Raw genomic sequence first — 14456 nt, 5'->3', positions numbered from 1 at the left:
AAACGAATGTTTTCAAAAGGATTCTATTTTAAAACAAGTTAGGGTTTTATAAAAAAAGCAGTATCATAAATATGATACTGCTTTTTTATTAAATTTTACAAACCTTATTCTTAGTTGATAATAATCTTTTTGGTGAAAGCCAATTCTTCTCCTTCAAGCTTTAATAAATATATTCCCGATTGAATTGATTGAAGGTTAATTGATTTTTCAGCATTAAAATCATTCATGTTTTGATTAAATACTTTTCTACCGTTAATGTCATATAATTCAATATTTAATTTACCACTATATTTAGCAATAGCTATATTTAAAAATCCATTAGACGGATTAGGAAAAACTCTAATCATATCTTCATTATTGAAAAGACTTGCTTTTAATACACAATTTGGACCTGGAGAAGGTTGAGTAAAATCTTGCACTTGATCATTAGGGTTGTTATTACTTCCTGAAGATGCATTTAATCCAACACCTCTTCTTGCAAACACTTCCCAAATTAAACAATAATTTTGACCACCCGTTGTTGCTTGATCTGCTGCAATTAATGCATCTCTACCAGCGACTATTCCTGGGTTACATGGTTGTAATTTCAAACCATCTAAAACCAATTGCATAACTTTATTATTACCACCTGTTCCTGTATATATATTTGAGTCAAAACCATACTTATTTATATATGCCCATGACAAGTCCCATAAAGTTGTTGCCCAAAACTCACCAACTACATATCTATAAGAAGTATTAGCTGGATCCGTTGGTATAGGCTCATTTGAATTAATAAAAGTTAATGGATTAACAGACATATCTGTTGTATAGGGATACTGTCTTAGACCTGCCCCTGTAGTTGGTTGACTAAGAACAAAAGTAGCAATAGCTTTAGGAGTGGTTCCTACGTCACCTGATTTCAATTGCATCATTAATGCATACCAATCAGACCAACCCTCTCCCATTCCTTCATAGTTGCTTAAACAACTTGAATTTGCAGGTCCTCCTGCTAATCTAGATGAAATTCCATGTCCATATTCATGCGAAATAATTCCATTATCAAAATCACCGTCAGAATTTACAAATGTAACAGCATCTGCTTTTATTGTTCCGTTTACAGTACCAAGAGCCATTTGTGCTAAAATTGCATTCCCTTGATTATATGTAACAAAAATAGCCGGAATTGTAATTGTTGCGTCTGCTCCTGACATATTAACCAATGTAGTAGGTAATGTAGCATCGTTATTATAAACAATAACAGCCGAAGCTCCAGCAAGTTGTGCATTTTTAACTTTTACAACAAAGTCACAATTACCTCTTTTAATAACAGCAATTTTTCCATTTAACTGAGCTGCATTAGTAGCAGCCGAGCAAGCTTCATTTGTTCCTCCTGCATCTAAATACAAAACAAAGTCAGATGTAAAACCTGGCAATGGTGGTAGTGGTACATTTCCTGGAGAAAATGCATTATTTGCAACAGTATAGTCTCCAACAATTGAAGCAGGAGAATTAATTGTTAAAAATTTTGGTGTTGGTCCAACATTCCAAAGAAACATCTGCATTCTTGGATTTGAACCATCAACAGGAGTAGAAAAATTAGCATTATTGGTACCCGACCCATCTTGGCAATCAGCAAAAACTGCATCTCCTAAAAATGAACTTGCTCCTCCTTTACCATAATTATTTTTTTGGAAATTTCCATTTATTTCATTAAACCCATATTGATACCAAACATCGTGCATTATATTATTCATATAAAACAAGTTAGTTGTAGCCGCATCTAAATATGTAGAGGGCTGAGCACTAGTTCCTCCATAAGGAAAGTCAAACAATAAAGATGCTCCACCTGATGGACTTGCACCTGTTCCATTATTTCCATCTGCATCTTCTTGAGCATAAACATTATTACCTCTAGTATCTGTAAATTCGTTTCCAGCTACTCCATTCACGTCATGCCATCCATAAGGAGATGCATTTGTATTGTGTGGATTAGCAATTAATTGTCTTGCAATTTGATTTGGACTTTCATAATTATAAGGAATTACTCTGTAAGATCCTGATTGAGGATTTAAAAAAGTATTATTAAACTCATTAAATCCTTTTTTACTAAAGAAAAAGTCTTTTTTATGATTATGGTTAGTGTGATTTGCATCTCCAAATGAACATGAAATAACCCAATCTTGCTTTTCTAATATTTGATTAGTAATTGCATCAATTCTAACACTCCACAAATGATTATAATCTTGAGAATAAAAATTTAAATCCCATGCTAACCTTAATGTGTTTTCAGTAGTAACTTGGTAAACTAATTCTGCTAAAACTGGATTATCTGTTAAATTTCCATTTGAAATTTTAAAACTTTTTGTTGTAGTAGTTTCTATAATTTCGGAATTAACCGCATTGTCATTTAGAACTTGTCTAACCGTTGATAATGCTTGTAAAACTGAAACACTAGGAGTTACAGCGTTTGTTTTTTGAGCAACGTTTGGTAAAAAAGAACTTGAAAAATTAATAACTTCTCCATTTTTTACCCAAGCATTAGAAGCTGATTGAAAAATTTCAATTCCTTGATGTCTTTGTTTGATATAATAAACATCAATTTTGGTAGCATCTGAATTTCCTTTGCTTTCAACAACCCAATCAGAAATGTCTTGTGTCGATAATCCGAATTTTGCCTTATTATTATTTAAATAATTTTGAATTTTTGCAGTTGGTTCTTGCGAAAATCCTATACTAATTGTAAATAAAAATAAGAATAGTAATGTTTTTTTCATAGTTTCTTAATAGTTTAATAATCACAAATATATACTTTTAGAGCATAACTAAAAATTATTTTTTGTGATATAATTGTCTTTTAACCTTTGTTTGATTCTATTGTATTGTACAGTTGTAAAGCTTTTCCGTCAGTTAACATAGATACAAAATGACAAATATGAAGCAATCTATCGTATAGGTTTTCTTTTTCATACTGATATCTTTCTGGTAAAACTTTTAAAATTAAAGTATCGTAATTAGAAGCTTTTCCTTCTATTTTATTGTTGTAAGCTGTACAGAATTTATCCAACAAAGTATTGATCACTTTATAACCAACCAATTCCTTTTCAATAACTTCTCTACTTTGATATACGTTTTTAATACTAATTTGGATTATATCATCCATTTGTGCTGCATACTGACTTTTATCCATTAAAGCAAAAGGGAATTCTCCTTTTAATATTGCTTCTTCGTTTTCGATAAAAATTTTAACTGCGTCTTGAATTAAGCTTCCTATTGCTAATGCTCTTAAATAACTGATTCTATCTTCTTTGGTAGTTAATGAATTGTATTTTTTAGAATCAATTCCGTTTTTGACAAGTTTAATTAGGTATTCTAAAGCAAATTCTTCTTGAATTAAACCTAAGTTTATTCCGTCTTCAAAATCTATTATAGTATAACAAATATCGTCAGCTGCTTCTACTAAATAAGCTAAAGGATGACGTTCAAAACCTATATCGTTTCCTGTTTTATTACTTTTTAATCCTAATTCTTTTGAAACATCTTTAAAGAAAGCTTTATCTTGTTGAAAGAAACCATATTTCTTATCACAAATTCTTGAGGTTGGTTTTTTAGGCAAACTTTCCTTTGGATATTTCATAAACGCACCAAGGGTAGCATAAGAAATTCGGATTGAACCTTCTACTCCTTCTCTTGATGTTGTTAACACTGAAAAACCGTTGGCATTTCCTTCAAAATCAATTAAATCTTGCCATTCTTTATCCGAAACTTTATCTTTGAATTGTTGACCGTTTCCTGTTTTGAAATATTCTCCAATTGCTTTTTCTCCTGAATGTCCAAAAGGTGGGTTTCCAATATCGTGAGCCAATGAAGCTGCTGCAACAATTGCTCCAAAATCATTCATTTGATAGCCATGAATTTCTGACAAATAGGGATATTTTTCAATGATTTTTTTTCCAACCAATCTTCCTAAAGAACGACCAACAACTGAAACCTCTAAACTATGCGTTAATCTGTTGTGAACAAAATCAGTTTTTGATAATGGGATAACTTGTGTTTTATCTTGTAAACTTCTAAATGCTGAAGAAAATATAATTCTATCATAATCAACTTCAAAACCTAAACGTGTATCGTCTTCTTCTTTTCGAAGTCTTTTACCTGTATCACCTTGCCTTTTAAGCGACAATAGTTGTTCCCATTTCATCATTGAATATACGTTTTAATAATTTTAAAATATTTTTTTCATACACATACTAGTTTCAACACCAACATATTGCCCATAGTTAGAGATATCTTCATATCCATATTTTCTGTATAAGGCAATTGCACTTTCTAGTTTTTGTGAAGTTTCTAGAATACAAGATTTATATCCTAAATCTTTTGCCCATTTTTCTAGTTCAGTTAGAATTTTTGAAGCAATTCTTTTTCCTCTTGCTTTTGGCAAGACAAACATTCTTTTTAATTCGGCTGTATGTGAATCTAATTCTTTGAATGCACCACAACCTAATGGAATTTCATTTTCATAAAAAACCACTACATTTTTAATATATATTTGATTGAATTGGGCAAAAAAATCCTTTTCATCACCATCAATATCAACCAAATAGTCGTCAAATAACTTTGTTAAGTGTTTAAAATCTTCATTTTCTGAATTTGTTCTAAGTAGTTTCATAAAAATTACTTCTTTGAAAATTTAAATTTCCACACCAATTTCAGAAATTGAATTTTGACTGTTTTTTATTTCTTCATATTTTTTTATATCCACAACAGCAGTGTCTGTCCAGGTATCATGCCAACCTTTATCACCATTGCCTAAAAAAGACAAAAACTCAAAAGGAACAATTCTACTTAATGTTCTTCTTAAAACCACATCGGATTGCGCTTTTGATCCATCAATCATTAAAACTTTTGTATTGGTTATGTATTTACCAATTGTTCTTCCATTAATACTTTCAAAAATCAAGTAATAAATAAACAACAATAAGAAACCTATAAGAATCTCTGTTATTTTATTAATGTTTTCCATAGCCAAAATAATGTCTTCACTACCTATTATCTGTGCATAAATAGCTACTAATAGACTAAGACCAAACAAAAGTATGATTCGTATTATGTAGTCGATAATAAAGTTGGCTAATCTTTTGTTTTTTGACGCAAGCATATCCTTAGTGATTCGGATATTATTATGTGGTTTTGTGTTCATAGGTTTACTCTTTATCGTTCGCTAAGAAAAATACTCTAGATTTTTTTGGATATTTGTCATAACTAATATCACTTGGGTTTTCGATAACTGTTTTAAGATTAACCTCATCACCAATTTTGAATGATGCAACGGTATATTTATAATCTAATAAATATGGACCACAGAAGAAATTTCCATCTGCGTCTTGCTCAATAATTCCTGTATGAACTCCTTTTTTTTCTTTTGACATGATTGCTTAATTTTTATTTTTTCAAATATACTTTAAAAAAGCAAAAAAGCCTACAAATTAATAAAGGCTGTTTCTTGGTATTTTAAAATAATAAGAACTATTTATATTTAGTTATTATTTCACTAATAACTTTTTCAGTCAGTTCTTCTCCTTCTAGACTAGGATAACCTTCCCATCGCACAATCCCTTTTGGATCAATAAGAACACAATGTGGTATTCCTTTTACTTCATATAAATTATTCAATGTTTTCTTTGTATCAATTGCACTATAATATTCTATTTTAGGTGAACTAAAATTTATAACTTTTTCTTTTGACTGATCACTTATTCCAATTATAACTAAATTATCCTTAAATTTTTCTTGAAACATATTTAGTTCAGGAATTGCTTTTCTACATGGACCACACCAAGTTGCCCAAAAATCAATTAAAATAAATTTGCCTTTTGTGTCAGGTTGTTCAGAAATCCATTCCTCAACAACTAGTTCTGGAGCTTTTTCATTAAGAAAAGACTTAGCCCAAAGCTGTTTTTTTTGAGCAAAAATTGACAGTGAAAAAAGAAAAACGATTAAAAACATGCTTTTTTTAGACTTCATATAGAAATAATTTTTAGTGATTTATAAATTACTTTGATCAAATATACTTAAAAAAATAAAACAGCCCTCAAATTAATGAAGGCTGTCTTTGTTCTTTTATCTTTATTCTATTTTCTCTTTAAGAACCACACATTTCACAATCGTCAATATCTGCATTTCTTGACAATTCTATCATTGCTTTGTATTCTTCTGCAGTCATTTCAACTGGTTCATTTACAACAGAAATAGTTTCTAATTCTGGCTTAACCATTGGTTTTTCTACAGCTGCAACAATTGGTGCTGCTTTTTTATCGTTGTTTAAGGTAAACTTAATAGCATCAACTGCTGATTTAGTTCTTAAATAATACATTCCGGTTTTTAAGCCACTTTTCCATGCATAAAAGTGCATTGAAGTTAACTTAGAATAATTTGCATCTTGCATAAACAAGTTAAGTGATTGCGATTGGTCAATAAAATACCCTCTTTGACGAGACATATCAATAATATCTTTCATAGAAAGTTCCCAAACGGTTTTGTATAATTCTTTTAAGTCTTGAGGAATATCTAGATTCTGAACAGAACCATTATTTCTCATCAACTCTTGTTTTAAAGTCTCATTCCAAAGTCCTAAATCAACTAAATCATGCAATAAATGTTTGTTTACTACAATGAATTCACCTGAAAGCACTCTTCTTGTATAAATATTAGAAGTATAAGGCTCAAAAGCTTCGTTATTACCTAAGATTTGAGAAGTTGAAGCTGTTGGCATTGGAGCCACTAAAAGAGAATTTCTAACTCCGTTTTTCATCACTTCTTTTCTTAAGCTTGCCCAATCCCATCTTCCTGACAATTCTTCGTCATTTATATTCCAAAGGTTGTGTTGAAATTCTCCTTGTGAAATTGGAGAACCTTCAAATGTAGAATATGGTCCTTCTTCAATTGCCATTTCCATTGAAGCTGTTACGGCTGCAAAGTATAATGTTTCAAAGATTTCTTGGTTTAATTTTTTGGCTTCATCACTTGTAAAAGGCATACGAAGTAAAATGAAAGCATCTGCTAATCCTTGAACTCCTAATCCAACAGGACGGTGACGCATATTTGAATTTTTCGCTTCTTCAACTGGGTAGTAATTTCTATCAATTACTTTATTTAGGTTTCTTGTAACTCTTTTGGTTACTGTGTATAGTAAATCGTGATCAAATTTTCCGTTTTCAACAAACATTGGAAGTGAAATAGAAGCTAAATTACAAACTGCTACTTCATCTGGAGCGGTATATTCCATAATCTCAGTACAAAGATTTGAAGAACGAATTGTTCCTAAATTCTTTTGATTTGATTTACGGTTTGCTGCATCTTTATACAACATATATGGTGTTCCCGTTTCGATTTGCGATTCAAGAATTTTTTCCCAAAGTTCACGTGCTTTTATAGTTTTTCTTCCTTTTCCAGCTGCTTCGTATGAAGTATAAAGAGTTTCAAATTCATCTCCATATACGTCACATAAACCTGGACATTCATTAGGACACATTAAAGTCCAAGTAGTATTTTCTTCTACACGTTTCATGAATAAATCTGAAGTCCACATGGCAAAGAATAAATCTCTTGCACGCATTTCTTCTTTTCCAGTATTTTTTTTCAAATCTAAGAATTCAAAAATATCAGCATGCCAAGTTTCTAAATAAATAGCAAAACTTCCTTTTCTTTTTCCACCACCTTGATCTACGTAACGAGCTGTGTCATTAAATACACGTAACATTGGCACAATTCCGTTTGATGTACCGTTTGTTCCTCTAATATATGAACCTGTGGCACGTACATTGTGAATTGAAAGTCCAATTCCACCAGCTGATTGCGATATTCTTGCTGTTTGTTTTAATGTATCGTAAATTCCATCAATACTATCATCTTTCATTGTTAAAAGGAAACATGATGACATTTGCGGTTTTGGTGTTCCTGCGTTGAATAAAGTTGGTGTTGCATGCGTGAAGAACTTTTTAGACATTAAGTCATAAGTTTCTAAAGCAGATTCAATATCGTTTAAGTGAATCCCGATTGAAACACGCATTAACATGTGTTGTGGTCTTTCAACTATTTTACCGTTTATTTTTAACAAATAAGAGCGTTCTAATGTTTTGAAACCGAAATAATCATAATTAAAATCTCTGTTGTAAATGATATAAGAATCTAAAACAGCAGCATTTTCTTGAATAACCTTATATACTTCTTCTGATAAAAGAGGTGCTTCTTTTCCTGTTCTTGGGTTAACATATTCAAACATTTCGGTTGCCGTTTCAGAGAAAGACTTCGTTGTGTTTTTATGTAAATTTGAAACTGCAATACGTGCAGCTAACTGTGCGTAATCTGGATGAGAAATTGTCATTGAAGCTGCTGTTTCTGCGGCCAAGTTGTCTAATTCTGATGTACTAACACCATCATATAAACCTTCAATTACTCGCATTGCAACTTTTACTGCATCTACTAAATCATTTAAACCATAACATAGTTTTTTAACTCTATCTGTGATTTTGTCAAAACTAACTGGTTCTTTGTGACCATCTCTTTTTACTACGTACATACTCTTTTTTGTTTTTTGAAAATAGAAAATCCCTTCCCTACTTTCGGGTTATTTGTAATTTGTTGTTGTTTAAAAACCCTGTCAGAGTTTGAAACTCTGACAAGGTTAATCTTGAAAGTATTAAAAATCAGCGTCGAAACTAATTTTTTGTGCTTCGCTATCGGTGTTCATCACACCTGCTTTTTGGTATTCTGCTACACGTTTTTCAAAGAAGTTTGTTTTTCCTTGCAGCGAAATCATGTCCATAAAATCAAATGGGTTTGATGAGTTATACACTCTTTCACATTCTAATTCTACTAATAATCTATCAGTTACGAATTCTAAATATTGAGTCATTAAGGTTGCGTTCATTCCAATTAAACTAGCTGGTAATGATTCTGTAATGAATTGGCGTTCAATATTTAAAGCATCGACTAAAATTTCTTTGATACGTTCTTTTGGCACTTTATTAATTAAGTGATGGTTATGTAAATGCACGGCAAAATCACAATGCATTCCTTCATCACGAGAAATTAATTCGTTTGAAAAGGTTAAACCTGGCATTAAACCACGTTTTTTTAACCAAAAAATGGAACAAAAAGATCCTGAAAAGAAAATTCCTTCCACAGCTGCGAAAGCAATTAATCTTTCCGCGAAAGAATCAGATTCAATCCATTTTAAAGCCCAATCCGCTTTTTCTTTAATGGCAGGAAATGTTTCAATAGCGTGAAATAATTCGTGTTTTTCGGCTTCATCTTTAACATAAGTGTCAATTAGAAGCGAATACGTTTCACTATGAATATTTTCCATCATGATTTGAAAACCGTAGAAAAATTTTGCTTCAGGATATTGTACTTCATTTACGAAATTTTCGGCCAAATTTTCATTTACAATTCCGTCTGAAGCAGCAAAAAATGCTAAAACGTGTTTTATAAAGTAACGTTCATCGTCATTTAATTTGTTATTCCAATCGTTTAAATCGGTATGTAAATCAATTTCCTCAGCTGTCCAAATACAAGCTTCCTGTTTTTTATACCATTCCCAAAGATCTTGATGTTTGATTGGAAAAATAACAAATCTGTCTTTATTTGGTTGTAAAATTGGTTCAACTGTTGCCATGATAATATATTTTGGGTTGTAAATTTGAGTACTTATTGATGTTTACAAAGTTGGCGATTTATTGTTTGAAATGAAAGTCAAACTTATCCACAATCAAGGGAAGTTTTTAACAAAGAGTAAAAAAAGTCTTGCTAAAAATATTTTCGTAAAAATCTGTTTTTCAGCTATTTACAAAAGTAAAAATTAACTAACAAAACCTTGAAACCATCAGTAAATCCATTAGATGCGAGCGTTTTAAACTGTAAAAAAATATTAAAAATAATAAGAAAAATTGACCTTCAAATTTCGTTACAATTTTAAAACAGAAAGCAATATTTTTAAAAAATTAATTTTCGTATCTTTAATATCTATTTTAAACAGACCTTTTTTTATGAAGACTTTATTTTTATTTTTGATTAACTTACTTTTAACTTCAGCTTATTCACAAACTACAACAATAGAGTATAAATTAGAACGAAATATTAGTGAAAAAAAGCTTAAAAAACTTCCTAAATTTGCAAAAAAAGCATTTTCAAAAGATTACTTCTACACTTTAACATATTGCAATAACATTGTTGAATATAAAATTAATGAAACCATAAAGGATAATGAAACTTACTTGGATTATGAAAAAAATGAAGTAATAAGGATTGATAATTCAATGCAAAAATATATTTACAAAGACCTACAAAACAATATTACTTATTCAAAATTAAATTCATTTAATGAAACATTAAATATAAAAGACAGTTTAATTAATAGAAAATGGAAAATTACATCAGAAACTAAAATAATTAATGGTTATATCTGCTTTAAAGCAATTTCAAAAGTTTTTAAAGGAAAAACTTACGCGTGGTTTACTGAAAAAAATAATATAAAAACAGGTCCAGATTTATTTGATGGGTTACCTGGATTAATACTTGAGATTAATACAGAGCATTTTAATTGGATTGCAACTTCAATAAAAACAGAATTAAAAGATTCTATTATTAAAAAGCCTGAATTTATAGGAAAAACTTATACTTTTAAAGAAGGGGAAAAAATAACTAAAGAAAAACTACAAAATCGTTAATAGCAAGTAACTATTTCTTCATTTCTTGAGCCACTTTTTCTAAATCTTCATACCATTCTTGTCCGAATTTTCGAATTAGTGCTTCTTTCAAAAATTTATAAACAGGAACATCTAATTCTTTTCCAAGAGAACAAGCATCATCACAAATATGCCATTTATGATAATTAACGGCTGAAAAATCTGCATATTCTTTTACACGAACAGGATATAAATGACAAGAAACTGGTTTTTTCCAATCCACAATTCCTTGATTATACGCTTGTTCTATTCCACAAAGAGCCGTTTTTTTATCAAAAATTACGTAAGCACAATCTTTACCTCCGATTAATGTCGTTTCTGGTTCACCATCAAGTCCAGTAACAGAAGTTCCTTGTTCTTCAATGGCCTTAATTCCTTCTTTTCTTAAAAAAGGCTTTATTTTTGGGTAAATTTCTTTCAATTTTTCAACTTCAGAAGCATCTAAAGGTGCACCTGCATCACCATCTACACAACATGCTCCTTTGCAAGCAGAAAGATTACACACAAACTCTTTTTCAAGAATATCTTCGGAAACGATGGTTTTATTAAGTTGAAACATTGTAATTTATTTAGCTGGCAAAGGTAAGTAATTGATTATTGATTATTAAAACAATTATGGCTTTCAATCGATTTTATTCTAATGAATAATAATGTATCGTTAAATTCAAACATCGCTTGTCGTAATATTATTATATTTGCAGTAAATTTTACAAAATGATTGATTTGGATTTTATTTTTAAGATAAATTGGAAAGACATATTTACGATAAGTATGATACTTTTTGCAGTAATTGATATTATTGGAAGTATTCCTATAATAGTTGGTTTACGAAGTAAAATTGGACACATACAATCAGAAAAAGCAACAATTGTAGCTGCAATTATTATGATTGCGTTTTTATTTGTTGGAGAAGAAATCCTAAAACTTATTGGAATTGATGCTAATTCGTTTGCAGTTGCTGGTTCTTTTGTATTGTTTTTCTTAGCTTTAGAAATGATTCTTGGTATCAATTTACACAAAGAAGACAACCCATCTACTGCTTCAATTGTGCCAATTGCTTTTCCGTTAATTGCAGGTGCTGGAACAATGACGACAATTTTGTCTTTACGTGCTGCTTATGACAAAATAAACATTATCATTGCCATACTTATAAATGTTATTGTGGTTTATGGTGTTTTAAAATCCTCGGGTAAAATTGAACGTTTATTAGGTGTAAACGGTATTGGAATTATAAGAAAGATATTTGGTGTAATTTTATTAGCCATAGCGGTTAAATTATTTGCAGCCAACATTAAAGGATTATTTATTTAAAAAAATATAAAATGAAAATATTTAGCTACGTTGTAATTGTATTGGCATTGGCCTTAATCATTTTTAATTTTACAAAAGTTAATTTTGATAATCCGTTCGAAGGAAATAGCTCAGTTGCTTTAATTGGAATTGTTTGTGGTTTTTGTGCCATTTTTTTGATGCTACTTTTTAGGTTATCTAAAATGGTAGAAGAGAAAACAAAGGACAGATAGTATTAAGTATTAAGACGAAAAATATGTTTGATGTTTTGATTATTGGTGGTGGTGTTTCTGGTGTTTCCTGTGCTTTAATTTTAGGCTCTGCTAGGCCAAAACCATTTGCAATTGATAAAAAAATTGGAATCATTACACATCAAAAGTCTTGTTCCTTGCAAAATGCTGTATTTAATAATGCTTATGGAATTTCCCCAGGAAAATTAGGCTCTGAATTATTAATTGAAAGTTTGGAACATTTGCAAAAACTATATCCTCATGTGGAACAAATTTCAGGTGAAAAAGTTTTAGAAATTCGAGGTGAGGTAGGTAATTTTACGCTTATAACCAATAAAAATAGTTATAAAACCAAGTTAGTTGCTGTTGGAATTGGTGCTTCAAATCCGTTTTGTATTGAAGGTTTGGCAGAATTTGTGATTTCACACAAAAAAGCTGCTCCAGAAAAAAACAGATTGCAATTGCAAAACGAAGATCATTTGGTTAAAGAAGGTGTTTATGCTATGGGAACTTTAGCAGGACACAGAAGTCAACTTTCTATTGCAGCTGGAAGTGGTGCAAGTGTTGCAACTGACATTCTTAGTTTGTGGAATGAAGGAAAACCAACGCAGGTTCATGATGCTTTAGGAAAATAATTATTTTTTCTCCATTACCTTCTTGATCATTACATCTTGTGAAAGCATGATTTGATAATAAGAATCTTCATCAAATAATTGTCTTACAAATTCTGCATACAAATAGGTTTTCACTTTTTCTTTTTGAGTAGAAAAGCTCAATAAATAGCCATTTTGTGCTACATATTCTTTTAAAATATTTAGGTATTTATCTTTGCCTACAATTTCTTTTTTTAGTTCTTCTTTACTAAGTTTATTGAAAAAATTTCTGTCTTTATCAAGTTGTTCAAACACGAAGTAATCAACTACTCCAGACTTCATTATCATAAGTGTAGCTTCTTCACCGTGTTTCCCTTCAAAAGGCACAAAAACATCAGGTGTAATTCCACCGCCACCATAAACGATTCTTCCATTTTTGGTTTTAAATTTCAAACTATCGGCTACTTTTATACTATCTTTTTCATATAATTCTCCACTTAAAAAACGTTTTTCAAATTCATTAAAATAACCATCCGCTTTATCGTCATATGGCTTTTGAATTGAACGTCCAGAAGGTGTGTAATATCTTGCGACTGTTAAACGAACCATTGAACCATCACCCAAAGGCATTTCTCTTTGAACTAATCCTTTTCCAAAAGAACGTCTTCCTACAACAATTCCTCTATCATTATCTTGAATTGCACCAGCTAAAACTTCACTAGCAGAAGCACTATTTTCATTGATCAAAATAGTCACTTTACCGGTTTCGAAATCTCCTTTTTTTGTAGCAAATATTTTTTCTTCTGTTCCTTTTTTATTGATAGTTTTTACTATTAATTCTTTGTCTTTTAAAAATTCATCGACCATTTCGGAAGCTATTTCTAAATAACCACCACCATTATCTCTTAAATCAATAATTAATTCAGTCGCACCGATGTTTTTTAATTTTAGAATTGCTTTATGAAATTCATCAAAAGTCGTTTCGGCAAATCGATTTACTTTGATATAACCCGTGTTGTCATCAATTAATGTAGCAATATCTACACTTTTAATAGGAACAACTTCTCTTGTAATATTAACTTTAAATTTTTTATTAGTTGCTTTACGAAATATAGTTAATTCAACTTTAGAACCTTCTTCTCCTTTTAACTTAGCAAACAAAGTTTCGTTTGAGACTTTCTTATTAAATAATTGAAATTTATCGGCAAATAATATTCTATCACCCGATTTTATTCCTGCTTTATATGAAGGACCATTTTTAAGTGGTTTTATAACTACAACTGTGTCTTTGTGTAAATAGAAGTTAATTCCAATTCCTACAAAATCACCTTTCATGCTTTGGTTTACTTCTTCAACATCATTTTTTGCAATGTAAACTGAATGTGGATCAAGTTTTTCTAAAATTCCGTTAACAGTTAAATCTACAATTGAATCTGTGTTGACATTATCAACATATTCATTGTCAATAAAATTAATGAGTTTATTTAGTTTCTCTGATTTTGGATTTCGAGTTAAAACAGCATTTGGTAGAAAATTGGCAATAAAACTTCCCAACAAAAGCCCAACAGCTATTGATAAACTAATTATTATAGGAAGATATATTTTATTAACTTTCATTT

At 30.3% G+C, this 14456-nt stretch carries 14 protein-coding genes; 4 read left to right on the top strand and 10 right to left on the bottom strand.

The features are described from left to right. Positions 1–110: 110 nt before the first annotated feature. The 8 genes from AAC008_RS08395 to AAC008_RS08360 all read right to left on the bottom strand — a co-directional run bounded on the left by AAC008_RS08395 (position 111) and on the right by AAC008_RS08360 (position 9655). Positions 111–2756 carry a T9SS-dependent M36 family metallopeptidase gene (locus AAC008_RS08395; protein ID WP_339888719.1) on the bottom strand — a complete coding sequence of 882 codons (2646 nt, stop codon included), beginning with the start codon at positions 2754–2756 and terminating at the stop codon, positions 111–113. 80 nt (positions 2757–2836) lie between these two features. Further along, positions 2837–4180: a dGTP triphosphohydrolase gene (gene dgt / locus AAC008_RS08390; protein WP_339888872.1), complete on the bottom strand. Its 1344-nt coding sequence runs from the start codon at positions 4178–4180 to the stop codon at positions 2837–2839. Between the two features lie 24 nt (positions 4181–4204). Beyond that, on the bottom strand, positions 4205–4648 hold the full coding sequence (locus tag AAC008_RS08385; RefSeq protein WP_339888718.1) for a GNAT family N-acetyltransferase: 444 nt from the start codon (positions 4646–4648) through the stop codon (positions 4205–4207). A 21-nt stretch (positions 4649–4669) separates the two neighbouring features. Continuing rightward, positions 4670–5179, bottom strand: coding sequence for an RDD family protein (locus AAC008_RS08380; RefSeq protein WP_339888715.1), 510 nt, complete (start codon positions 5177–5179; stop codon positions 4670–4672). A 4-nt stretch (positions 5180–5183) separates the two neighbouring features. After that, positions 5184–5408 (bottom strand): hypothetical protein, encoded by a 225-nt coding sequence (locus AAC008_RS08375; protein WP_339888714.1) that lies wholly within the window; start codon positions 5406–5408, stop codon positions 5184–5186. 97 nt (positions 5409–5505) lie between these two features. Beyond that, a complete protein-coding gene (locus tag AAC008_RS08370; protein WP_339888713.1) occupies positions 5506–6003 on the bottom strand; it encodes a TlpA disulfide reductase family protein in 498 nt (165 codons plus the stop codon). Positions 6004–6121: 118 nt separating this feature from the next. Beyond that, positions 6122–8557: a ribonucleoside-diphosphate reductase subunit alpha gene (locus AAC008_RS08365; RefSeq protein WP_339888712.1), complete on the bottom strand. Its 2436-nt coding sequence runs from the start codon at positions 8555–8557 to the stop codon at positions 6122–6124. A gap of 120 nt (positions 8558–8677) precedes the next feature. Further along, positions 8678–9655: a ribonucleotide-diphosphate reductase subunit beta gene (locus tag AAC008_RS08360; protein WP_339888711.1), complete on the bottom strand. Its 978-nt coding sequence runs from the start codon at positions 9653–9655 to the stop codon at positions 8678–8680. Between the two features lie 370 nt (positions 9656–10025). Here AAC008_RS08360 and AAC008_RS08355 point away from each other — a divergent pair, with 370 nt between their 5' ends. After that, positions 10026–10706, top strand: a complete 681-nt coding sequence (locus AAC008_RS08355) for a GLPGLI family protein (protein ID WP_339888709.1) — start codon at positions 10026–10028, stop codon at positions 10704–10706. A 10-nt stretch (positions 10707–10716) separates the two neighbouring features. On the opposite strand, the gene AAC008_RS08350 is transcribed toward AAC008_RS08355, so the two are convergent. After that, complete coding sequence (locus tag AAC008_RS08350; RefSeq protein ID WP_339888707.1) at positions 10717–11283, bottom strand: DUF3109 family protein; 567 nt, start codon at positions 11281–11283, stop codon at positions 10717–10719. A 173-nt stretch (positions 11284–11456) separates the two neighbouring features. Between AAC008_RS08350 and AAC008_RS08345 the strand changes: the two genes are divergently transcribed. The 3 genes from AAC008_RS08345 to AAC008_RS08335 are packed head-to-tail and all read left to right on the top strand — an operon-like array spanning position 11457 to position 12879. Continuing rightward, positions 11457–12035: a MarC family protein gene (locus tag AAC008_RS08345; RefSeq protein WP_339888870.1), complete on the top strand. Its 579-nt coding sequence runs from the start codon at positions 11457–11459 to the stop codon at positions 12033–12035. Positions 12036–12046: 11 nt separating this feature from the next. Then, positions 12047–12247 (top strand): hypothetical protein, encoded by a 201-nt coding sequence (locus AAC008_RS08340; protein WP_339888706.1) that lies wholly within the window; start codon positions 12047–12049, stop codon positions 12245–12247. A 23-nt stretch (positions 12248–12270) separates the two neighbouring features. Continuing rightward, positions 12271–12879 carry an FAD-dependent oxidoreductase gene (locus tag AAC008_RS08335; protein WP_339888705.1) on the top strand — a complete coding sequence of 203 codons (609 nt, stop codon included), beginning with the start codon at positions 12271–12273 and terminating at the stop codon, positions 12877–12879. Here AAC008_RS08335 and AAC008_RS08330 read toward each other — a convergent pair whose 3' ends face one another. Continuing rightward, a complete protein-coding gene (locus AAC008_RS08330) occupies positions 12880–14454 on the bottom strand; it encodes a S41 family peptidase (RefSeq protein ID WP_339888704.1) in 1575 nt (524 codons plus the stop codon). Positions 14455–14456 lie beyond the last annotated feature (2 nt).

Source organism: uncultured Flavobacterium sp. (genome assembly GCF_963975515.1).
Lineage (GTDB): Bacteria > Bacteroidota > Bacteroidia > Flavobacteriales > Flavobacteriaceae > Flavobacterium.
This window is presented reverse-complemented; position numbering and strand designations above follow the sequence as displayed.

Excerpts from the sequence above, each read along its gene's own strand:
- AAC008_RS08395 (WP_339888719.1), bottom strand. The coding sequence starts at position 2,756 with ATGAAAAAAACATTACTATTCTTATTTTTATTTACAATTAGTATAGGA.
- dgt (WP_339888872.1), bottom strand. The coding sequence starts at position 4,180 with ATGAAATGGGAACAACTATTGTCGCTTAAAAGGCAAGGTGATACAGGT.
- AAC008_RS08385 (WP_339888718.1), bottom strand. The coding sequence starts at position 4,648 with ATGAAACTACTTAGAACAAATTCAGAAAATGAAGATTTTAAACACTTA.
- AAC008_RS08380 (WP_339888715.1), bottom strand. The coding sequence starts at position 5,179 with ATGAACACAAAACCACATAATAATATCCGAATCACTAAGGATATGCTT.
- AAC008_RS08375 (WP_339888714.1), bottom strand. The coding sequence starts at position 5,408 with ATGTCAAAAGAAAAAAAAGGAGTTCATACAGGAATTATTGAGCAAGAC.
- AAC008_RS08370 (WP_339888713.1), bottom strand. The coding sequence starts at position 6,003 with ATGAAGTCTAAAAAAAGCATGTTTTTAATCGTTTTTCTTTTTTCACTG.
- AAC008_RS08365 (WP_339888712.1), bottom strand. The coding sequence starts at position 8,557 with ATGTACGTAGTAAAAAGAGATGGTCACAAAGAACCAGTTAGTTTTGAC.
- AAC008_RS08360 (WP_339888711.1), bottom strand. The coding sequence starts at position 9,655 with ATGGCAACAGTTGAACCAATTTTACAACCAAATAAAGACAGATTTGTT.
- AAC008_RS08355 (WP_339888709.1), top strand. The coding sequence starts at position 10,026 with ATGAAGACTTTATTTTTATTTTTGATTAACTTACTTTTAACTTCAGCT.
- AAC008_RS08350 (WP_339888707.1), bottom strand. The coding sequence starts at position 11,283 with ATGTTTCAACTTAATAAAACCATCGTTTCCGAAGATATTCTTGAAAAA.
- AAC008_RS08340 (WP_339888706.1), top strand. The coding sequence starts at position 12,047 with ATGAAAATATTTAGCTACGTTGTAATTGTATTGGCATTGGCCTTAATC.
- AAC008_RS08335 (WP_339888705.1), top strand. The coding sequence starts at position 12,271 with ATGTTTGATGTTTTGATTATTGGTGGTGGTGTTTCTGGTGTTTCCTGT.
- AAC008_RS08330 (WP_339888704.1), bottom strand. The coding sequence starts at position 14,454 with ATGAAAGTTAATAAAATATATCTTCCTATAATAATTAGTTTATCAATA.